The organism is Micromonospora sp. CA-248260 (genome assembly GCF_050942205.1).
In the GTDB taxonomy this organism is placed as follows: Bacteria; Actinomycetota; Actinomycetes; order Mycobacteriales; family Micromonosporaceae; genus Micromonospora; species Micromonospora antibiotica.
In genome coordinates this window covers 1882920-1902749 of sequence record NZ_CP192021.1, presented here as the reverse complement: position 1 = coordinate 1902749, position 19830 = coordinate 1882920, and the positions used below count along the sequence as shown (strand labels likewise).

At 70.9% G+C, this 19830-nt stretch carries 19 protein-coding genes; 8 read left to right on the top strand and 11 right to left on the bottom strand.

Annotated elements, in window-relative coordinates:
- Window positions 1–218: 218 nt before the first annotated feature.
- The 4 genes from ACQP2H_RS08720 to ACQP2H_RS08705 all read right to left on the bottom strand — a co-directional run bounded on the left by ACQP2H_RS08720 (window position 219) and on the right by ACQP2H_RS08705 (window position 2079).
- Window positions 219–602 (bottom strand): PIN domain-containing protein, encoded by a 384-nt coding sequence (locus ACQP2H_RS08720; RefSeq protein ID WP_208569894.1) that lies wholly within the window; start codon window positions 600–602, stop codon window positions 219–221.
- Window positions 599–847, bottom strand: coding sequence for a type II toxin-antitoxin system Phd/YefM family antitoxin (locus ACQP2H_RS08715; RefSeq protein WP_204957158.1), 249 nt, complete (start codon window positions 845–847; stop codon window positions 599–601). The genes ACQP2H_RS08720 and ACQP2H_RS08715 overlap by 4 nt, the downstream gene beginning before the upstream one ends.
- 144 nt (window positions 848–991) lie before the next feature.
- Window positions 992–1219 carry a DUF397 domain-containing protein gene (locus ACQP2H_RS08710; RefSeq protein ID WP_208569895.1) on the bottom strand — a complete coding sequence of 76 codons (228 nt, stop codon included), beginning with the start codon at window positions 1217–1219 and terminating at the stop codon, window positions 992–994.
- The gene (locus ACQP2H_RS08705) at window positions 1216–2079 is read right to left on the bottom strand and encodes a helix-turn-helix domain-containing protein (RefSeq protein ID WP_219468882.1); all 864 of its coding nucleotides are present in this window, start codon (window positions 2077–2079) and stop codon (window positions 1216–1218) included. Before ACQP2H_RS08705 ends, ACQP2H_RS08710 begins: the two co-directional genes overlap by 4 nt.
- A 304-nt stretch (window positions 2080–2383) precedes the next feature.
- Here ACQP2H_RS08705 and ACQP2H_RS08700 point away from each other — a divergent pair, with 304 nt between their 5' ends.
- Entirely contained in the window at window positions 2384–2632 is a 249-nt protein-coding gene (locus ACQP2H_RS08700; RefSeq protein ID WP_433232005.1) for a DivIVA domain-containing protein, read from the top strand.
- 41 nt (window positions 2633–2673) lie between these two features.
- Window positions 2674–2904: a hypothetical protein gene (locus ACQP2H_RS08695; RefSeq protein WP_219470814.1), complete on the top strand. Its 231-nt coding sequence runs from the start codon at window positions 2674–2676 to the stop codon at window positions 2902–2904.
- Between the two features lie 27 nt (window positions 2905–2931).
- Here the strand turns inward: ACQP2H_RS08695 and ACQP2H_RS08690 are convergent, their stop codons facing one another.
- Both ACQP2H_RS08690 and ACQP2H_RS08685 read right to left on the bottom strand, forming a co-directional pair.
- Window positions 2932–3708, bottom strand: a complete 777-nt coding sequence (locus ACQP2H_RS08690) for a DeoR/GlpR family DNA-binding transcription regulator (RefSeq protein ID WP_219468880.1) — start codon at window positions 3706–3708, stop codon at window positions 2932–2934.
- A 40-nt stretch (window positions 3709–3748) separates the two neighbouring features.
- Window positions 3749–5797, bottom strand: coding sequence for a beta-galactosidase (locus ACQP2H_RS08685; protein ID WP_219468876.1), 2049 nt, complete (start codon window positions 5795–5797; stop codon window positions 3749–3751).
- A gap of 276 nt (window positions 5798–6073) precedes the next feature.
- Between ACQP2H_RS08685 and ACQP2H_RS08680 the strand changes: the two genes are divergently transcribed.
- The 4 genes from ACQP2H_RS08680 to ACQP2H_RS08665 all read left to right on the top strand — a co-directional run bounded on the left by ACQP2H_RS08680 (window position 6074) and on the right by ACQP2H_RS08665 (window position 11689).
- A complete protein-coding gene (locus tag ACQP2H_RS08680) occupies window positions 6074–7399 on the top strand; it encodes an ABC transporter substrate-binding protein (protein WP_219468873.1) in 1326 nt (441 codons plus the stop codon).
- 22 nt (window positions 7400–7421) lie between these two features.
- Window positions 7422–8381, top strand: coding sequence for a carbohydrate ABC transporter permease (locus ACQP2H_RS08675; RefSeq protein ID WP_208569901.1), 960 nt, complete (start codon window positions 7422–7424; stop codon window positions 8379–8381).
- Window positions 8378–9298, top strand: a complete 921-nt coding sequence (locus ACQP2H_RS08670) for a carbohydrate ABC transporter permease (protein WP_433232001.1) — start codon at window positions 8378–8380, stop codon at window positions 9296–9298. The genes ACQP2H_RS08675 and ACQP2H_RS08670 overlap by 4 nt, the downstream gene beginning before the upstream one ends.
- Before the next feature lie 195 nt (window positions 9299–9493).
- Window positions 9494–11689: an alpha-galactosidase gene (locus ACQP2H_RS08665; RefSeq protein ID WP_433231998.1), complete on the top strand. Its 2196-nt coding sequence runs from the start codon at window positions 9494–9496 to the stop codon at window positions 11687–11689.
- Between the two features lie 90 nt (window positions 11690–11779).
- Here the strand turns inward: ACQP2H_RS08665 and ACQP2H_RS08660 are convergent, their stop codons facing one another.
- The gene (locus tag ACQP2H_RS08660) at window positions 11780–13171 is read right to left on the bottom strand and encodes a cellulase family glycosylhydrolase (protein WP_219468868.1); all 1392 of its coding nucleotides are present in this window, start codon (window positions 13169–13171) and stop codon (window positions 11780–11782) included.
- Window positions 13172–13565: 394 nt separating this feature from the next.
- On the opposite strand from ACQP2H_RS08660, the gene ACQP2H_RS08655 reads away from it, so the two are divergent.
- On the top strand, window positions 13566–14528 hold the full coding sequence (locus ACQP2H_RS08655) for a TIGR03557 family F420-dependent LLM class oxidoreductase (protein ID WP_363822929.1): 963 nt from the start codon (window positions 13566–13568) through the stop codon (window positions 14526–14528).
- Window positions 14529–14623: 95 nt separating this feature from the next.
- Entirely contained in the window at window positions 14624–15505 is an 882-nt protein-coding gene (locus ACQP2H_RS08650) for an alpha/beta fold hydrolase (protein WP_433231995.1), read from the top strand.
- Window positions 15506–15672: 167 nt separating this feature from the next.
- Here the strand turns inward: ACQP2H_RS08650 and ACQP2H_RS08645 are convergent, their stop codons facing one another.
- The 4 genes from ACQP2H_RS08645 to ACQP2H_RS08630 form a co-directional block, all read right to left on the bottom strand.
- Complete coding sequence (locus tag ACQP2H_RS08645) at window positions 15673–16785, bottom strand: hypothetical protein (protein WP_433231993.1); 1113 nt, start codon at window positions 16783–16785, stop codon at window positions 15673–15675.
- Entirely contained in the window at window positions 16782–17300 is a 519-nt protein-coding gene (locus ACQP2H_RS08640) for a SigE family RNA polymerase sigma factor (RefSeq protein WP_433231990.1), read from the bottom strand. Before ACQP2H_RS08640 ends, ACQP2H_RS08645 begins: the two co-directional genes overlap by 4 nt.
- Window positions 17301–17389: 89 nt before the next feature.
- A complete protein-coding gene (locus ACQP2H_RS08635) occupies window positions 17390–18250 on the bottom strand; it encodes an endonuclease/exonuclease/phosphatase family protein (protein ID WP_433231988.1) in 861 nt (286 codons plus the stop codon).
- Window positions 18251–18260: 10 nt separating this feature from the next.
- The gene (locus ACQP2H_RS08630; RefSeq protein WP_219468861.1) at window positions 18261–19754 is read right to left on the bottom strand and encodes a phosphatase PAP2 family protein; all 1494 of its coding nucleotides are present in this window, start codon (window positions 19752–19754) and stop codon (window positions 18261–18263) included.
- Window positions 19755–19830: the final 76 nt, after the last annotated feature.

The following is a 19830-nucleotide window of genomic DNA, read 5'->3' as shown; positions in this document are numbered from 1 at the left end:
GAGGCGTCTCATATGGACTTGTACCCTCCCCCGTGGCGGCGTCTCTGTCGACGCCGAGGGCGTCATCGTAGCGAGGGGAGCGCGATCCGTAGGGGCGGTTTTCGACGCCTCCGAGGTGCGGGACCAGGCAGCTCGGGTGGTGGCCGGCCCCAATGACATGGCCGGCGGGTGTCGGGAATGGCAGATCCCAGGACGACGAGTTCCCGGAACGGGTCACGTCAAATTGTGCGGATCGTGATCAGGTCTTCGAGTCCTGCGAGATCGCTGGCGTTGCGGGTGTAGACGGCGGCGTCGTGGGCGTGTGCGGTCGCGGCGATGAGCAGATCCATCACTCTGGCGCGCGGCTGACGGCCGGTCTCGACGACGCGGGCAGCCAGTCGTGCGTAGCTGTCGGCGATCACGTCGTCGATGGGCAGCGGATCAAATCGGCGCTGGATGGCGCTCAACCGCGCCAACCGGAGTGCCCTCGCCTCGGCGGTCTTGGCGACCAGGACACCGAACTGGAGTTCGGCAAGGCTGGCAACGCTGATGGCCAGCTCACCCGGGATCGGTGTTACGTCGTTGGCGATGAGGACGCTGGTGTCGAGGATGCCCCGACTCACCGCTCGGCCCATGGGTCGGTGACGACACCGTCCAGGAGATCCCGATCGTCTGCCCAGGCGGGGTCCGTAGGTTGGTCGAACACGCCGGCGAGGTCGTCCCACTCCCGCCAGGTCCGGGGGCTGACCGGGCCGAGCACGGCTGCCGGACGGCCGGCAACGGTGATCGTCAAACGTTCACCCGCCTGCGCACGACGCACCAGGTCGCTGGCGTTCTGCCGCATCTCCCGAAGCCCCACCTCATGCATACGACCAACGTAGCACATGTGCTACGCGGTGCCGGCGAACCTCACTACGGACAGGCGCACCGCGATGCCGCGGCGGCGGAGGATCTTGGCGGCAGATGGCCCCCTGGAGGGCTGAATTCGCCAAGATCCTCCCGGAACCGACGTTCAGTAGGAGGCGTTGGCGAAATCGAACTCGCCGTCCTTGACTCCGCCGACGAAGGCCGCCCACTCGTCAGCCGTGTAGACGATCGTCGCCGCGTCACGCGCCTTGCTGTGTCGCACGGCCACCCGACCCGAGCCGTCAAGCAACGGCCCCGCCTCCACACAACTCCCGCCGTTGCTGTCGCTCTTGGTGCTGATGTGCCAGGCAACCGCAGGCAAAGCCTCGTTCATGCCAACTCCTCTGCAATGGCCCCCATCAGGGCGGTGGACTCGTCCTTGCCGAGTGCGGACTTCGACAATCGATCGTACGCACGAAGAAAGCGCTCGGCCTTCGGCGACTCCATGTAGAGCCGGCCGCCGAGTGATTCGACGTAAGCAACCGCAGGGTACGGTTCAGGAAGATGGAAGATCCAGAACGTGCCGTCGAGTCCCTGGTGGAGAGCGACCGACGACGGCATGATCTGGATACGAACCTGCGGTAGGGCCTGGAGTTTCACCAGGTGTGCGAGCTGGTCCCGAAGAACCTGGGCACCACCGACCCGGCGACGCATGACGGATTCGTCGATGACGGTATGAATCGTGATCGGGCGTTCCTTGGAGAGCACTTCCTGGCGGGAGAGCCGCAGCTCGACCCAGCGGTTGATCATCGACTCGGACGCCTCCGGCTCGGCCGCGTTCCGGATCACCGCCTCGGCGTAGGCCCGGGTCTGGAGCAGCCCCGGCACGAGGGTCATGTGAAAGCAGCACACCTTGTCGGCCCGGCCCTCCAGCCACGGGTATTCGATGAAGGACGAGTCGACGACGTCGCCGTAGTCCTCGTCCCACCGGTCGGTGCGCCACACGTCCTCGGCCAGCGCCAGCAGGCGGGCCCGCTCGGCGGCATGGTGGAAACCGTAGAGGTCGAGCAGTGCGACGACGTCACCCTTGCGGATCGGCCAGTCCGCCCGCTCGTAGCGCCCGAGCGCCGACATGTCGCGTTGCAGGTGCTCCGAGACGAGTTTCAAGGTCATTCCGCGTTCTTCCCGGAGGGCGCGGAGTTGTTGGCCGAGCCACTGCGCGCGCAGGGTCCGTATGAACGGCTTGTGCGGCATGATCCACCTCTCGAAAAAGTTGACGAGGCCCGCGAAGGAACCATTGCTCCAGTTCCAGCCCACTGGAAATGTGGCCTTCGGGTGAGGGTGATCACCGGCCCCCGGGGACGCCCGGTGCAAGCGCAGTAACCGCGGCTGTGCCAACAGCCGAGAAGGTGACGAGAGACGGCCTCGCGGATGGCAGCCGCATACCGGATCTCGTCGGGTCTCAACATGAAGCCGAATTCCGGCTCCGACCGACTTGCTGAATACCTATCACGGCGGCGTGGGTTCCCGCGACCCCGTACCCGTCAGGAGGCGACGAATGATCCGCGACGACGGCACCCTGCCGGCCCGGCTGCATCCGGTCTTGGTCCGCGACCACCAGTTCCCCACCGTCGGCTTCGGCCGTCGCGGCCTCGACCCCCGGGAGGTGCGCCGGTTCCTGCTCCGGATCGCCCTGGAGCTGGCCAGCCTGCATCAGGAGGTGACCCGGCTGACCGGGGAGAACACGAGGCTCAAGCGGCTGCTGCGGGACCGCCGCAGCGCCCAGGCCAACCGTCCCCCGTGCTGAGCCACGGGCCGACGACCCGCCGGGACGACGGTCACCGCTACGTGGTGCACCTGCCCGTGAGGGTCACGACCGAGGAGCAGGCGTTGCGTTTCGCATACACGCTGGCGCGGTCGTTGGCCTTGGTGCCGGGGGTCGAGGTGGCCGGGGCCACCGTCTCCGCCGAGGACGCCCAGCACGTACGACGGTGGGTGTTCTGTGACCGGATCATGGCTGGCCGGCGGCGCTGCCGGGCGCGGGCCGACCACGACGGGCCGTGCGACCCCGAACGGTGACCGAGGTCGGCGGGGACGCGACGGCGGTCAGTCGACCTCGACGACGACCAGCTCACCGACCTGTTCGCCGATCTGCTGGCGGCCGTCCGCCGGCAGCCCGGCGTCGGTGATCAACAGATCGGCCTCGGCCAGCGGGGCGATGGTGGCGATGCCGATCGTCTCCCACTTGGTGTGGTCGGCCAGCACCACCAGGTGCCGGGCCGCCCCGATCAACCGCTTGTTGACCGCCGCCTCCAGCAGGTTGGGGGTGGTGAACCCGGTGCGCGGGCTCATCCCGTGCACGCCGAGAAAGAGCAGATCCACATTCAGGGTACGGATCGCCGCCTCGGCCACCGGCCCGGTCAGCGCGTCCGACGGGGTACGCATGCCGCCGGTCAACACGACCGTCTGGTCGACGCGCGGATTCTGGTAGAGCGCATCGGCGACCGGGATCGAGTTGGTCACCACGGTCAGCCCGGGCACGTCGCCGAGCAGGGTGGCCAACGCGGCGGTGGTGGTGCCGGCGGACAGCGCGACGGCCATGCCGGGCTCGACCATCCGGGCGGCCCGGCCGGCGATGGCCCGTTTCTCGTCCTGCTGGCGGATCGACTTCGCGGCGAAGCCGGGTTCCTCGGCCGACCCGGGGCCGGCCAGGGTCGCCCCGCCGTGCACCTTGTCGACCAGCCCCCGCTCGGCCAACACCTCCAGGTCGCGGCGGATCGTCATGTCGGAGACGCCGAACCGGGCGACCAGGTGGCTGACCCGCACCCCGCCGCGCTGCCGGATCAGCTCCAGGATGGCGTTCTGCCGTTGCTGAGCGAGCATCGAACCTCCCAACCGCGCGGACGAGGGAACGGTACGCAGGTCAGGCCGCTGCGGCCGGGGGCGGTTCAACCGCTGGGACCGCCTCCGTCACCGCCTGCTCCTCCCGGACCACGGCCACCTCCCCGGCGGGCACCCGCAGCGTCCCGCCGCAGGGCTGACCGGTGAGCAGGTCGGTGCCGGTCGCGTCGAGGGTCACCTCGGCGTCGGTGTGGTTGACCACGAACAGCCAGGACCGGTCGTCGGCCCGGCGGCGGACCACCTCGACGCCCGTCGGGGCGACGACCGGTGGGCGTACCCCGGCTTCGGTGAGCAGCCGGCCCACCAGGGCGTCGGTGGCCGCCTCGTCGAGCCGGGTGGCCAGGTACCAGGCGGTGCCGTCGCCGACCCGGTGCCGGGTCAGCGCGGGCACACCCGGCAGCGGACCGTCCTCGTAGGACGCCATCACCTCGGCGCCGGCCGGGTGCAGCCACTCGGTCCACACGTCGGCGGTGGACCCGTCGTCGAGGACGACCCGGTCGCCGGCCAACAGCGGGAAGAACTCCTCGGTACGCACCCCGAGCAGCTCCCGGAACGCCCCCGGGTAGCCGCCGAGCCGGATGTGGTCGTGCTCGTCGACGATCCCACTGAAGTACGTCACCAGCGCCGTGCCGCCCCCGGCGACGTACCGGCTCAGCGCCTCGGCGTCGGCGTCGCGCACCAGGTAGAGGGTGGGGACGAGGACCAGCCGGTAGCCGGACAGGTCGGTCGACGGGTGCACCACGTCGGCGGTGACGCCGGCCCGCCACAGCGCGTCGTAGAGCGCCCGCATCCGGTCGGCGTAGGTGACGTCGACGCTGGGGTGGGAGTCCAGCTCGACACCCCACCACGCCTCCCAGTCGAACAGGATCGCCACCTCGGCGTCGACCCGGCTGCCGCGTACCTCGGCCAGGGCCCTGAGGTCGGCGCCGAGCCGGCAGACCTCGTCGAAGACCTTGGTGTCCGGGCCGGCGTGCGGGACCAGGGCGGAGTGGAACTTCTCCGCGCCGGCCCGGGAGGCCCGCCACTGGAAGAACAGCACCCCGTCGGCGCCGCGCGCCACGTGGGTGAGGCTGTTGCGGCGCAGCTGGCCGGGGGTCTTGGCGACGTTGCGGGGTTGCCAGTTGACCGCGCTGGTGGAGTGTTCCATGAGCAGCCACGGGTCACCGCCGGCCACGCCCCGGGTGTGGTCGGCGGCGAACGCCAGGCCCAGGTGGGCGTACGGGTCGGTGACGGTCAGGTAGTGGTCGTTGGCGACCAGGTCCACGTCGGACGCCCAGGAGTGGTAGTCCATGTGTTTGATGCCCATGCCGATCATGAAGTTGGTGGTGACCGGCTGGCGGACCCGCCGCTTGAGCACCTCCCGTTCGGCGCGCAGCTGGGCGCGCTGGGCGTCGGAGGAGAAGCGCAGGAAGTCGAGCTGCTGGGTGGGGTTGGCGAAGGTGAGCGCGGCGCGCGGCGGGTTGATCTCGGCCCAGTCGTGGTAGCGCTGGCTCCAGAAGGTGGTGCCCCAGGCGTCGTTGAGCCGGTCGAGGTCGCCGTAGCGCTCCCGCAGCCACTCCCGGAACGCATCGGCGCTGACGTCGCAGTAGCAGTGCACGTTGTGGCAGCCCAGCTCGTTGGAGACGTGCCACATGACGACGGCGGGGTGCTCGGCGTACCGGTCGGCGACCGCCTCGACTAGGGCCAGCGAACGCTGGCGGAAGATCGGCGAGCTGGGGCAGTAGCCCTGCCGGCCGCCGGGCCACAGCACGGTGCCGTCGGCGGTACGCGGCAGCGTCTCGGGGTGCCGGTGCGCCAGCCACGGGGGCGGACTGGCGGTGGCGGTGGCCAGGTCGACGTGGATGCCGCCGGCGTGCAGGACGTCGAGGGCGCGGTCGAGCCAGTCGAACTCGTACCGCCCGGGGGACGGTTCGAGCAGGGCCCAGGAGAAGATTCCGACCGAGACGAGGTTGACGCCGGCCCGGCGCATGAGCGCGACGTCGTCGGCCCAGACCTGCTCGGGCCACTGCTCGGGGTTGTAGTCGGCGCCGAAGTAGATCCCGTCGCCCTGCCAGCTGCCGTGTTGCCGCATGAGAGCAGAGCGTGCCCCTAGCGGTCGATCAAGTCAACACTTTCCAACACGAGCGGATTTTCCAACGTTTACCTCCCAGGCCACCTGCCAACGCTCCGATACCGATCCGGAGCTGCCCTCTTGACAGGGCCGCACGGACGGGTAGCTTCAAGCGCCACCGGGAGTTTGTGTTGGCCAATGTTCATTCTCGGTGGATCTATGTTGGCATTCCCCACTCCCTCCCCCACCACTGACGGCCCTCGGGCGCAGCGCACCTCTTCATCCGCAGGAGGCACCATGTCCCGTCCCCGCACCGAAGCCGAGTACCTCTCCCGGCTCGTACCGTCCTCCGTCGCCGGCATCGGACGACGCTCCCTGCTCACCGGGGTCGGCGCGGGCGCGCTGCTCGGCACCGGGCTGCTCGCCGGCTGTGGCTCCGACTCCGGGTCGGGCAGCGACAGCAAGGAGGTGTCGCTCGGCTCCAACCAGTCCGACCCGCAGCCCAAGGGGGTCATCGCCAAGGTGATGGACGGGTTCAAGACCTCGTCCGGCATCACGGCCAGCATCAACACCGTCGACCACAACACCTACCAGGAGAACATCAACAACTACCTCCAGGGCAAGCCGGACGACGTGTTCATGTGGTTCGCCGGCTACCGGATGCGCTTCTTCGCCGCGAAGGGCCTGGCCGGCGACATCAGCGACCTGTGGGGCAAGCTCTCCGGCTACTCCGACGCGTTCAAGAAGGCGTCCACCGGGGACGACGGCAAGCAGTACTTCGTGCCGTCGTCGTACTACCCGTGGGCGATGTTCTACCGCAAGTCGGTCTGGAAGCAGCACGGCTACCAGGTGCCGACCACACTCGACCAGCTCACCGCCCTCAGCGCGCAGATGAAGCGGGACGGGCTCACCCCGATCGCCTTCGCCGACAAGGACGGCTGGCCGGCGATGGGCACCTTCGACATCCTCAACCTGCGCATCAACGGCTACCAGTTCCACATCGACCTGATGGCCGGCAAGGAGGCGTGGACCTCCGACAAGGTCAAGAAGGTCTTCGACACCTGGGCCGGGCTGCTGCCGCTGCACCAGCCGGACAGCCTGGGCCGCACCTGGCAGGAGGCCGCCCAGTCGTTGCAGCAGAAGAAGAGCGGCATGTACCTGCTCGGTCTCTTCGTCGCCCAGCAGTTCGGCAACGACGAGCAGGACGACATCGACTTCTTCACCTTCCCCGAGATCGACCCGGCCATCGGGGCCAAGGCGCTGGACGCGCCGATCGACGGCTACATGCTGGCCCGCAAGCCGAAGTCCGAGGCCAACGCCAAGAAACTGCTGGAGTTCGTCGGCTCCAAGGAGGCCGCCGACATCACGGTGAAGAACGACCCGACCACTCTGGTCGCCAACAGCGGCGCGGACACCAGCGGCTACACCGCCCTGCAGAAGAAGGCCGCCGAGCTGGTCGGCTCGGCCACCGAGATCGCCCAGTTCCTCGACCGCGACACCCGGCCGGACTTCGCCTCCACGGTGATCATCCCGGCGCTCCAGCAGTTCATCAAGAACCCCAAGGACATCGACGGGCTGGTCAACAGCATCGAGAACCAGAAAAAGTCGATCTTCACCAGCTGACGGCGAGAGGGGGAGGACCGTCGTGTCCGACCTGCCCCTGATCCAAGCGGATCACGCCGTACCGGCACCGACCCCGGCCACCCCCACCCGGGGTGGTCGTGGTCGGCGGCTACGGCTCCTGTCCCGCACCGACCGCGTGGTGATCACGCTGATGGTGCTCGTACCGCTGCTGCTGGTGGTCGCCCTGGTCTGGTTTCCCGCGCTGGCCACCGTGGCGCTCTCCGGCACCGACTGGGACGGCATCGGCCCGCTGAGCGAGATCGACTGGGTCGGTGGCCGGAACTACTCCGACGTGGTCAACATCTACCCGCCGTTCGTGCCGGCGATGCAGAACAACCTGCTCTGGCTGGCCGCGCTGTTCGTGGTCGCCACCCCGTTCGGGATGTTCCTCGCCGTGCTCCTCGACAAGGAGATCCGCGGCAGCCGGTTCTACCAGACCGCGCTCTACCTGCCGGTGGTGCTGTCGCTGGCGCTGATCGGTTTCGTCTGGCAGCTCATCTACTCCCGGGACCAGGGTCTGCTCAACGCCGTCCTGGGCAGCCAGACCGACTGGTACGGCGACCCGAACGTCAACATCTGGGCGGTGCTGGTCGCGGCCGGCTGGCGGCACGTCGGCTACATCATGCTGCTCTACCTGGCCGGGCTCAAGGGCGTCGACCCGTCACTGCGGGAGGCCGCCTCGGTCGACGGGGCATCGGAGACCAGCACCTTCTTCCGGGTGATCTTCCCGGTGCTGCGGCCCATCAACATCATCGTGCTGGTGGTGACGGTGATCGAGTCGCTGCGCGCGTTCGACCTGGTCTGGGTGATCAACAAGGGGCGCAACGGCCTGGAGCTGATCTCCGCCCTGGTCACCCAGAACGTCGTCGGCGAGGCCAGCCGGATCGGCTTCGGCTCCGCCCTGGCGACGATCATGCTGGCCGTCTCGCTGGTCTTCATCACCGTCTACCTGGCCGTCGTCATGAGGGAGAACCGGCGATGAGCGCGTCGACCACGACCCGTCCGCCGACCTCGGAGCCGGTGTCCGAGGCCGCCCCGCGCCGTCGGCCGCTGCGCCCCGCCCGGGTGGCGCTGCACCTGTTCCTCGGCGCGGTCGCCGTCGGTTGGCTCTTCCCGATCCTCTGGGCGGTGCTGACCTCACTGCGCTCCTACGAGTACACCGCCGCCAACGGGTACGTCTCGTTCGGCGGCTGGACGCTCGACAACTACGTCACCGCCTGGCGGACCGCCGAGTTCGGCAAGCACTTCCTCAACTCGGTCTACATCACCGTCCCGGCGGTGCTGCTGACCCTGTTCCTCGCCTCGTGCGTGGCGTTCGTGATCGCCCGGTTCAGCTGGAAACTCAACATCGTCCTGCTCGGGCTGTTCACCGCCGCCAACCTGCTGCCCCAGCAGGCGTTGCTGATCCCGCTGTTCCGGATCTTCACCGAGGTGCCGCTGCCGGAGTTCATGAGCGACTCCGAGCTGCTCTACGACAGCTACTGGGGGCTGATCCTGGTCAACGTGGCCTTCCAGTGCGGCTTCTGCGTCTTCGTGCTGAGCAACTACATGAAGGCGCTGCCCCGCGACCTCTACGAGGCGGCCATGGTGGACGGGGCGAGCATCTGGCGGCAGTACTGGCAGGTGACCATGCCGCTGTGCCGGCCGGCGCTGGCGGCGCTGGCCACCCTGGAGGTGACCTGGATCTACAACGAGTTCTTCTGGGCCACGGTGCTGATGCGCACCGGCGACAAGTTCCCGGTCACCAGCTCGCTGAACAACCTGCGCGGCGAGTTCTTCACCGACAACAACCTGGTGTCGGCCGGCTCGGTGCTGGTCGCCATCCCCACCCTGGTGATCTTCTTTCTGTTGCAGAAGCAGTTCGTCAAGGGCCTGACCCTGGGCGCGTCCAAGGGCTGAGGTCACCGCCCCCACCCACCCGCGCCTCTATGAGCTGACGATCTCGATGGCCCCCACCCACACCCACGCGCGAGAGCGGTATTCCTGGCAGGCATAAATATGACCCACAGGCATACCGCTCTCGCGCGCTACTGACACCCCTCGACCTCACCCACCGTGACGGACGCCGGGGTGCCCGCACCGGAGATGAGCGCCATGACCGATCCGACCGTGATCCACCTGCGCCGGGGCCGCACCAGCCTGGTGCTCGACGCGCGCGGCCCGGGACTGCCCCGGATCGTGCACTGGGGGGCCGACCTCGGTCCGGTGCCCGCCGACGACCTGCCGACCCTGGTCGACGCCACCGTGCCACCGGTGGTGCCGAGCAGCTTCGACGCGCCGACCGTGCTGTCCCTGCTGCCCGAGGCGAGCGCCGGCTGGAGCGGCCGGCCCGGCCTCGCCGGCCACCGCCACGGACGGGACTGGTCGACCGCCTTCCGCCTCGACGTGATCGACGTCGACGATCCGCGTGGCGACGTGGGGGACGCGGTGCGCGTAGCCCATGAGGAGGATGACCGGGGTGGAGTCGGCGCGGCGCGGGTGAGCGTGCGGGCGACGGACCCGGGCGTTGGGTTGACCCTGACCGTCGAGATCACCTTCGACCCGGTCGGGGTGCTGACCGTGCGGCACCGGCTGCGCAACGACGCCGACCACCCCTACGAGGTACGCGAGCTGACGCCGGCGCTGCCGGTGCCTCCGGTCGCCACCGAACTGCTCGACCTCACCGGGCGCTGGTGCCGCGAACGCGCACCGCAACGGCACACATGGTCGCAGGGCGCGTGGGTCCGCGAGGGGCGGCACGGCCGCACCGGGCACGACGCCACCCTGCTGCTGGTCGCCGGCACCGCCGGGTTCGGCTTCGGCCACGGCGAGGTGTGGGCGGTGCACACCGCGTGGAGCGGCGACCACGTGACCGTCGCCGAACGCCGCCCGACCGGGGAGTCCACCCTGGGCGGCGGGGAACTGCTCGCCCCCGGCGAGATCGTCCTCGGCCCCGGCGACGAGTACGCCACCCCGCTGCTCTACGCGGTGCACTCCCCCGCCGGGCTGGACGGGCTCAGCGACCTGCTGCACACCCACCTGCGGGCCCGACCCGGCCACCCCCGCACGCCGCGCCCGGTCACCCTCAACGTCTGGGAGGCGGTCTACTTCGACCACGACCTGGACCGGTTACGGACCCTCGCCGACCGGGCCGCCGAGGTGGGGGTCGAGCGGTTCGTCCTCGACGACGGCTGGTTCACCGGCCGCCGGCACGACCGGGCCGGCCTGGGCGACTGGCAGGTCGACGCCGACGTCTGGCCCGCCGGCCTGGGGCCGCTCATCGAGCATGTCCGCGGGCACGGCATGCAGTTCGGGCTCTGGGTCGAACCGGAGATGGTCAACCCCGACTCGGAGCTGCACCGCGCCCACCCCGACTGGGTGCTCGCCGCCCCCGGCCGGCTACCCCTGCCGTGGCGGCACCAGCAGGTGCTGGACCTGGCCAACCCGGCGGCGTACGCGCACCTGCTCAATCGGCTCGACGCGCTGCTCACCGGGAACCCGGGGATCAGTTACCTCAAGTGGGACCACAACCGGGACCTCACCGAGGCCGGGCACGCCGGCCGGCCCGGGGTGCACGCGCAGACCGTGGCGGCCTACCGGCTCTTCGACGAGCTACGCGCCCGGCACCCGCACCTGGAGATCGAGAGCTGCTCGTCCGGCGGGGCCCGGGTCGACCTGGAGATCCTGCGGCGCACCGACCGGGTCTGGGCCAGCGACACCAACGACGCCCTGGAACGGCTGTCCATCCAACGCTGGACCGGCCTGCTGCTGCCCCCGGAACTGGTCGGCACACACATCGGCCCGGGGCGTTCGCACACCACCGGCCGGGTGCACACCCTGGGCTTCCGGGCGGTCACCGCGCTCTTCGGCCACCACGGCATCGAATGGGACATCGTCGCGATCGACGCCGAGGAGCGGGCCGAGCTGACCGCCTGGGTGGCCCTGCACAAGCGGCTCCGGCCGCTGCTGCACACCGGGCGGGTGGTGCGGTTCGATCATCCGGACCCGGCCGTACAGGCGCACGGCGTGGTCGCCCACGACCGCTCCCGCGCCGTGTACGCGGTGTCCCGGGTGGCCACCTCCGGCACGCAGACCCCCGGCCCGGTCCGCCTGCCCGGCCTCGACCCGACCCGCCGCTACGCCGTCCGCCCGGCCGAGGGGGTACCGCAGCCGGCGGCGATGCAGATCACCGAACCCCGCTGGCTGCCCGGTGTCACGCTGGGCGGCGCGGTGCTGGCGACGGTGGGTCTGCACCTGCCGGCCCTGCACCCGGAACAGGCCCTGCTCCTGGAGGTCGACGCGGTCGACTGACCGGCCCGGGTCCGGACGCAGGGCGCCATCCTGGCGAGGACGGTGGTGGCCGGGCCCCAGGGGACCCGGCCACCGGTGCTGCGGAGGCGGTCAGCTCGCGGTGCAGGTCACCGTGGGGGCCGGGTTGCTGCCGGTCCAACTGCCGATGAAACCGAAGGCCGCGCTGGCCCCGGCACCGAGCCGGCCGTTGTAGTCGACGTTGCGGGCGGTCACCGTGCTGCCGCTGCTGCTCAGCGTCGCGTTCCAGGCCTGGCTGACGGTCTGGCCGTTGGCGTAGGTCCACTTCGTCGTCCAGCCGTTGATGGCCGCGCTGCCGGCGGTCACCTTGACCTCACCCTGGAACCCGCCCTGCCACGAACCGATGATCGTGTACGTCGCGGTGCAGCCACCGGTCGCCGGCGGGGTCGTGACCGGCGGGGTGGTGGGCGGCGGGCTGGTCGGCGGGGTCGTGGGCGGGGTGGTCGGCGGCGTGGTGGGCGGCGTCGTCGGGGTGGTGCCGGAGTAGACCGACGCCTCCTTCGCGGTCGACTTGATGCCGTTGACGCCGTTGAAGATCCGCTGCCCCCAGGTGGTCAGGGCGGCCGGGTTGAAGTTGGTAGTCATGTCGAGGTACTCCACGCCACCGCCGTTGCCGCTCCACGACCAGCCGAGGTAACCGATGCCGTTGGCCTGGGTGTACGACAGGATGGTGTCCTCGTCGGGGTTGCCGTCGGAGTGGTCGAAACCGAACTCGCCGACCACGATGGGCAGCTTGGCGGTGCGGAACCGGCCCAGGTAGTCGCTGATCTCGGCGGCGGTGTCGAAGACGCCGTACATGTGGATCGAGAAGACGGTGTTCTTCTGCGGGTCGGCGGCGAACACCCCGGCCGCGTTGTCGCGCATGGTGAACGACCAGTCCTGACCCCAGTTCGGGGCGTCCACCATGATCGTGTGGGTGATGCCGCCGGCCCGCAGCCGCTTGATCGCGTTGGCGTTGTCGGTGGCCCAGGTGGCGTAGCCCTGGTTGCCGTACGGCTCGTTGCCGATGTTGACGATGACGTACCGCTCCTGGCCCTGCAGGGCGCTGGCGATGCTCAGCCAGTAGTCGACCGCCCGGTCCAGGGTGATCGCCCCGGCCTGCTCGCCGTAGCCGGTGGTGTCGTGCACCTCCAGCACGCAGATCAGCTTGTTGGCCTTGCAGAGCGAGATGACGTTGCTGACGTCGGCAGCGGTGTTCTTGGTCCAGCGGTCACCGCTGGCCAGCACCACCCGGACGGTGTTCGCACCGAGCGCCTTGATGTTGGCGAAGGAGGTGGTCTGCTGCGGGTACCAGGTGTGGGCGTGGTTGACGCCCCGCATGATGAACTCGTTGCCGTTGGCGTCGTAGAGCTTGCCACCGGAGACCGTGAAACCGGCTGCGGCCTGGGCCGGCTGACCGAAGGCGAACACGGCGGCGAGGACGGTGAGCAGGGCGACACCGGCGACGGAAAGTCGCTTCTTCATGGGTTTCCTCAGGAAGGGTCGACCCCGTTGCCCTGGCGGGGTGGCGATGCTGGTGGGTGGCGCTCGGCTGCAGCCCGACAGCCGCCGCCGGAACTCCCTGGCCGCGTGCGGATCAGCGTATGCCGATGGAGCCGGGAAGGCAACCGGTTAAGTTACTGACGCGTTTCCCGCCGGGCCTGTGGCGACCCACACCGACCATGGGCCGCCACAGGGGGCAGTCATCCCCACCACAGGATGTGACACCACCAGCCTGAACCGGTTAAGTCGGACCCTAGACCCCCCTCCCGGGGCCGTCAAGGGTCACCCGGTCGGGTGAGCCGGCCGCACCGGCGAGGTTGACCGGCGTCGCGCAGGGGTATCCGGTGACGATCGTCGCCCGGGAGGAGAAACCAGGATGGTCCGCGTCGGCTACACCCTGATGTGCGAACAGACCGGCCCCAAGCAGTTGGTCGACCACGCGGTACGGGCGGAGGCAGCGGGCTTCGACCAGCTGGTCATGTCCGACCACTACTACCCGTGGCTCGACGCGCAGGGCCACTCCCCGTACGCCTGGTCGGTGCTGGGCGCGGTCGCCCACGCCACCAGCCGGGCCGAGCTGATGTCCTTCGTCACGTGCCCGATCCGCCGCTACCACCCGGCGGTGGTGGCGCAGAAGGCCAGCACCATCGGGGTGCTCTCCGACGGGCGGTTCACCCTCGGCCTCGGCGCCGGGGAGAACCTCAACGAACACGTGGTCGGCGGCTGGCCGCACGTGCAGCAGCGGCACGAGATGTTCTCCGAGGCGCTCCAGATCATCCGTCCGCTGCTCAACGGCGAGACGCTGACCTTCTCCGGCAACCACTTCGACGTCCCCGACGCCTACGTCTGGGACCGGCCGGGACGCCCCGTACCGATGGCCGTCGCCGCGTCCGGACCGTCGTCGGCCGCCCTCGCCGCCGAGTACGCCGACGGCATCGTCGCCACCGAACCCGACTCCCGGATCATCCAGCTCTATGACGACGCGGGCGGCGCCGGGCAGCCCCGCTACGGCCAGGTGGCCATCTGCTACGGCCCCGACGAGGCCGAGTGCCGCAAGATCGTGCACGACCAGTTCCGCTGGTTCGGCAACGGTTGGAAGGTCAACGCCGACCTGCCCGACCCGGATGCCTTCGCCGCCGCCACCCAGTTCGTCCGGGAGGAGGACGTCGCCGACGGTATCCCCTGCGGTCCCGACGTCGAGCGGCACGTCGAGGCGTTCCGCGCCTTCGTCGACGCCGGTTTCACGCACGTGGCGATCGTGCAGGTCGGCGGGGACAGCCAGCCGATGTTCCTGGACTGGGCGCAGGAGCAGTTGCTGCCCCGGCTGCGCGACCTGTGACCTCCGTGGCGGGGCAGGACGGGTCGCGCACCCGCCCCGCCCCGCGCCCGGCCTGCTCCGGCGCATGGCGACGGGCCCTCGCCGCGCCGCGCCCCATGGCCGGCCTGGATCGGCACCCCGCCCACACTCCCGGCCGGGCCGACACTCCCGGCCCGGCCCACACGTCCCACCCGGTCACCGCGCCGGGCCCGGAGGCCGCCGGGCCCCGGGTACGGGCGGCGTTGACAAGCGAGTTCCGTCTCGTCGACCGGCTCCGCACGCACACCCGGCGTTCCGCCGACCCGGTGGACCCCGACACACCCCCGGTGCTGCTGGTGCACGGGCTGGCCGTGTCGCACCGCTATCTCACCCCGCTGGCCGAGACGCTCGGCACCACCCACCCCGTGTACGCGCCGGACCTGCCCGGCTTCGGGTTGAGCACCCGCCCCGGCCGCGCCTACGACCTGCGGCAGCACGTCGCCCACCTGCTGGCCTGGCTCGACGCGTACCGGATGCCGCCCGTCTGCCTGGTCGGGCACTCGTTCGGCGCGGAGGTGGCCGCCGCGCTCGCCGTGGACCGCCCCAGGGCGGTCCGGGCACTGGTGCTGGCCGGGCCGACAAGCGATCCGACCGCCCGGTCCCGCCGGGGGCTGATCGGGCGGTGGCTGGTGGACACCCTGCGGGAGTCGCCCTGGCAGGCGCCGATCCTGTGCCGCGACGTCCTCGACGCCCGGCCGTGGCGGGTCGCCACCACCGTCTCACACTCGGTACGCCACGCGGTGGAGGCGGACCTGGTCCGGATCACCGTGCCCACCCTCGTGCTCGCCGGAGAACGCGACCCGATCGTGCCGCCCCGGTGGCGGGCCCAGGTGACCCGGCTGGTGCCCGACGCCCGGCTGGTCACCGTGCCCGGTGCCGCCCACAACGTGCTCACCACCGCCCCCGGGCCGGTGGCCGGGGCGATCCGTGACCTGCTCGACCCGAACCCGACAAGGTGAGCCATGCGCTTCGGTAACACGCAGATCCGACCCCTCGGCGGCGGCCTCGGCTGCCTCCTGATGATCCTCTTCTCGGTGCTCGCCTCGATCGCCCTGACCGTCCTGGTCAACCTGCTCCTCTGACGGCGGCGGGGAGGGACCACGCGCCCACTCCCCGCCGGGTGACGTCACAGCGGTCGCCAGGCCGATCCGTCGTCGGGGGTGGCGACCGGCCGGAGGGCGGCGGCCAGGTCCCGGGCCCCGTCCTCGCCGCCGAGCGCGGCGCTGCCCGCCGGACTCCTCGTCCCCACCGTTGCCCGGCAGCCGGCGCAGCCGGGCACGCCACCGACCGACCAGCTGCCGGACCAGCCACGCCAGACAGAAATCCACGCCGGTCGGCCGTGCACGACGCCGGTCGGCTCGTCCAGCCACTCCCCGCGCTCCAGGCCGACGGTGAAGTCCGCGCCGGCAGCAGCGGAACCCGGGAGGCGGTAGACGAGGTCGGCCCCCTCCCACCGGCCGTTCCGCCAGCCTATCCGTGCCTCGTCGAGCCGGGCTTCCGACGGCAGCGCCACCAGCAGGAACGGGACCCGGACCGGTTGCCGCTCCCACACCATCCCCTCGGCCACCCGCCGCAGCACCTCCGCCGGCCGGTCGACCGCGACTGCCTTGACCGTGACCCAGGCGTCCGGGGCGTACTGCCAGGAGAGCATCGTCTCCTTGCCGTTGGGGCTGGTGTGCAGGAACGCCGGGTGTCCCTGCACCGGATCGACAGGTGAACCTGGCGGGGTGGCCCAGGGCGTCGGACCGCTGCGCAACTTTCCCGCCATGCTGTTGTCCCGGGTCAGTTGGTCGGTGAAGAAGTCCACCCCCCGTGCGCCCACGGTCACCCCGATGCTGCGGATCAACGTTCGCGCCGGGCCCGCACCCACCGGCGAGAACAGGGCCGCCCCACTCGACTGCCTGTCCCCGCCGCTGGAGAAACTCCGCTGGGGCAGGTCCGCGGGCAGCCAGGTCAACCGGAAGAGCTGCTGGGCGGGATCAAAGGTGGTTGGTGCCACTGTCGGCGGCCAGGTCCGGTCGGCCGGGGTCGGCGACGGTCGTACCCCCACCAGGGCGGTGACGCCGAGCAGCGCCACGGCGGTGACCACCGCCGTCGCGGCGACGGTCAGCCGACGGCGCCGCCGCACCGCCTGTTCCCCCGCCGTCACCAACGCCGGTGCTCCCGGGCCCCCGGCCGGCAGGTCGTCGGCGGCCCGGGTCAGCAGGTCCCGGACCAGTCTCTCGTCGTCGTGGATCATCGGTTCGCCTCCGTCCGGTCCGTCAGCGGCAGCTGTCGGCGCAGCGCGGCGAGTCCGCGCGCGGTCTGACTCTTGACGTTGCCGGCCGAACAGCCCAGCACCTCGGCGGTCTGCTCGACACTCAGGTCGGTATAGAAGCGCAGCACCAGCACCATCCGTTGCCCCGGCGGCACCCCCGCCAGCGCGGCCCGCACCGCGACCGTGTCCACCACGGCATCCGTCGGCGGGACACCCACCGATGCCGGCTCCGGTGCCCGGTCGAACAGCTGCACCCCGAACCAGCGGGACCGGCGCTCCTGCCGGAACGCGTTGACCAGCATCCGGTGCACGTACGCCCCGATGTCGTCGGCGGACCGTGCCCGCCCCCACTTGACGTAGAGCCGGGTGAGCGTCTGCTGGACGACGTCGTCGGCACGATGGACGTCACCCCCGGTGAGCAGGTACGCCGTCCGGCGCAGCTTCGGTGTCACCGCCGTCACGAAATCGACGTACTCCTGCCGTTGCGTCGGCTGCATCGGTCACTCCCCGTCCCGGACGCTGGCACTGTCACCCGTAACGATGGCGGCGGGACCGGAAAGGGTTGCACGGGTTCCGTGGTGGGCGGTCAGGCCGGGTCGAGGTCCAGCTCGGCGACGACCGGGTAGTGGTCGGAGGCGTACTCGGTGTCGCCGCCGCGTACCACGTGGACGTCGCGCAGCCGGGCGGCGAGCGCCGGGGTGCCGAGCAGGTAGTCCAGCCGCATGCCGGAGAACTCGACGCCACCGCCGTGCCGGGTCGGCGCGGTCAACCCGACCTCGGCCGGGCCGGCGGCGCGGGTCGGATCGGCCGGCCCGCCGACGCGGGGCAGCTCAGGCGGCCCGGCGGCGTGGGTCCAGAGGTCGACCAGGCCGGCGGCGAGCAGCCGGGCCACCGCCCGGGTGTCCACGGTCCGCCCGTCGCGGCGCAGGTGCCGCCGCCGGTACGCCGCCGGCAGCCGGGCCACCCGGTCGGTGTGGTCGGTGCCCGGGTCCAGGGTGTTCAGGTCACCGGCGAGCAGCGCCAACTCCCCCGGCGCGCGGCCTACCGCACGGGCGAGCCAGCCGGCCTCGATGCGCCGCCGCAGCCCGGTGTACGGGTCGAGGTGGGTGCCGAACACGGTGAGCGGGCCGGTGGTGGTGGCCAGTTCGACCCGCTGCGCCGCGTGGTGCAACGGTCGACGGACCGGCCCGGCGGAGCGGATGCGCCACGGCGGGCGGACCAGCACCGCCACCGGCTGACCGAAGCAGCTGCGGGCCAGGTGGGGGCGCATCCCCACCCGGTCGGCGAACCCGGCCAGCACCCCCGGCCGGTCGAAGCCGCGCAGCTCCTGCACGGCCAGCACGTCGGGGGCCTGCGCGGTGACGACCCGGCACACCAGGTCCCGCCGGTCGGGGCCGGTCCGGTCCCGACCGCCGGTCCTGATGTTCCAGGTCATCATCCGCAGCACGGTGGCCGGCTCACCCGGGACGGCCGGCCTTGGCCAGCTCGTCGTCCAGCTCGTCGACCTGTTCCGACTCGATCTCGGGCCGGTTGCCCTCGTAGACGTCGGCGTTGGGTCGGATCACCCAGTAGAGCAGGCCGATCCACAGGCCGCTGAGGATGAGCGCGCCCATGAAGTCGGTCGGGTGGTGCATGCCCCGGTACATCCGGGAGACCGCCACCCCGACCGGCATGATCACGGCCATCGCCACGAAGAGCCACCGCCACCAGCGGTCGGTACGGACGAACACGATGATCGCGATGACCAGCCAGAGGCAGGTGGTCGCGGCGATGTGCCCAGACGGGAAGGACGAGGTGGGCATCTGCCCGTCGAGGTTCTCCACCGCCGGGCGGGGCCGGTCCACCACCCGGGCCGAGGCGAGGAACAGGCTCAGCTCGCCGAAGAGCGCCAGCACCACGAAGAGCACCGGCCGCCACCGCTTCCAGATGGCCAGCACCAGCGGGCAGAAGACCAGCGAGACGATCAGGATGGCGTGGGTGTCGCCGAACTTGCTCCACCACCAGCTCAGCTCGGTGAGGAAGTCGGTGTGCCGGGCGGCGAACCAGCGCGGGACGTCGGTGTCCAGGGTCTCGAAGATGGTGCCCTTGGCGTGGTAACTGACGTAGCTGCCGAAGGCGTAGAGCGCGCCGAAGACGATCACCCAGCCGACCAGCAGCTCGGCTACGGCGGAGCGCGGGTGCTCCAGCACGTGCTCCTCGGCCGGGGCGGGGGTGATCTTGTCACCGGCCTCCGGTTCCAGCCCCTCGCTCAGCGACGACACCGGCCGGCCACGCTCGCGCCGCCACAGCCGGAAGGCGTACGCGGTGACACCGAGCCAGGCCGCGCCGAGCAGCCAGCCGCCGATCACGTCGGAGACGAAGTGCACGCCGAGCGCGATCCGGGTCAACCCGATCAGCGCCACCAGCACGGCGACGATGGCGATCGCCGGCTTACGCCAACGGGGCGCCATGGCGGGCAGGAAGACCAGCAGCAACGCCCCGTACGCGACGAACGAGCCGAGCGCGTGCCCGCTGGGGAAGCTGTTGCCGGGTGCGCTGGCCACCGGGACGTCGACCACCGGGCGGAGCCGGCCGACCAGGGCCTTGAGCGACGGGTCGAGGATCAGCCCGCCCACCCCGGTCACGATCAGGTAGACCGCCAGCCGGGACTGGCGACGGATCAGCAGGGTGACCACGGCGATCGTGACCAGCCAGATCAGCACCGGTCGGCCACCCAGGTCGGTGACCGCCTGGAGCACGGTGACCAACGCGTGGTGCGGCGCGACGAGCCCGTTGAACCATTCGGCCGCCTCGTGGTCGGCGTGGTACATCGGGCTCCACTTGAACCGGACGAGCATCAGCAGCAGCCCGAAGGCCACGCCCGCGCCGGCCACGGCCAGCAGGCCGGCGACGCTCCGTTCGGCGAAATGGCCGAGCGGCCGTCGGGCCGTCGTGTCCTTGACCGCGGTCACCCCGCACCTCCCTGCGTCAACGTGGCGAGGCGCGCTGTACCCGATTCTGCCGTCCCGTACACGCCCGTCCGGTGTG

What these genes read in the sequence shown, in the direction of transcription:
- ACQP2H_RS08685 (WP_219468876.1), bottom strand. Translation starts at nt 5,797, where the DNA reads ATGCGGCAACACGGCAGCTGGCAGGGCGACGGGATCTACTTCGGCGCC.
- ACQP2H_RS08700 (WP_433232005.1), top strand. Translation starts at nt 2,384, where the DNA reads ATGATCCGCGACGACGGCACCCTGCCGGCCCGGCTGCATCCGGTCTTG.
- ACQP2H_RS08710 (WP_208569895.1), bottom strand. Translation starts at nt 1,219, where the DNA reads ATGAACGAGGCTTTGCCTGCGGTTGCCTGGCACATCAGCACCAAGAGC.
- ACQP2H_RS08680 (WP_219468873.1), top strand. Translation starts at nt 6,074, where the DNA reads ATGTCCCGTCCCCGCACCGAAGCCGAGTACCTCTCCCGGCTCGTACCG.
- ACQP2H_RS08670 (WP_433232001.1), top strand. Translation starts at nt 8,378, where the DNA reads ATGAGCGCGTCGACCACGACCCGTCCGCCGACCTCGGAGCCGGTGTCC.
- ACQP2H_RS08640 (WP_433231990.1), bottom strand. Translation starts at nt 17,300, where the DNA reads ATGCAGCCGACGCAACGGCAGGAGTACGTCGATTTCGTGACGGCGGTG.
- ACQP2H_RS08660 (WP_219468868.1), bottom strand. Translation starts at nt 13,171, where the DNA reads ATGAAGAAGCGACTTTCCGTCGCCGGTGTCGCCCTGCTCACCGTCCTC.
- ACQP2H_RS08665 (WP_433231998.1), top strand. Translation starts at nt 9,494, where the DNA reads ATGACCGATCCGACCGTGATCCACCTGCGCCGGGGCCGCACCAGCCTG.
- ACQP2H_RS08690 (WP_219468880.1), bottom strand. Translation starts at nt 3,708, where the DNA reads ATGCTCGCTCAGCAACGGCAGAACGCCATCCTGGAGCTGATCCGGCAG.
- ACQP2H_RS08655 (WP_363822929.1), top strand. Translation starts at nt 13,566, where the DNA reads ATGGTCCGCGTCGGCTACACCCTGATGTGCGAACAGACCGGCCCCAAG.
- ACQP2H_RS08715 (WP_204957158.1), bottom strand. Translation starts at nt 847, where the DNA reads ATGCATGAGGTGGGGCTTCGGGAGATGCGGCAGAACGCCAGCGACCTG.
- ACQP2H_RS08650 (WP_433231995.1), top strand. Translation starts at nt 14,624, where the DNA reads ATGGCCGGCCTGGATCGGCACCCCGCCCACACTCCCGGCCGGGCCGAC.
- ACQP2H_RS08705 (WP_219468882.1), bottom strand. Translation starts at nt 2,079, where the DNA reads ATGCCGCACAAGCCGTTCATACGGACCCTGCGCGCGCAGTGGCTCGGC.
- ACQP2H_RS08645 (WP_433231993.1), bottom strand. Translation starts at nt 16,785, where the DNA reads ATGATCCACGACGACGAGAGACTGGTCCGGGACCTGCTGACCCGGGCC.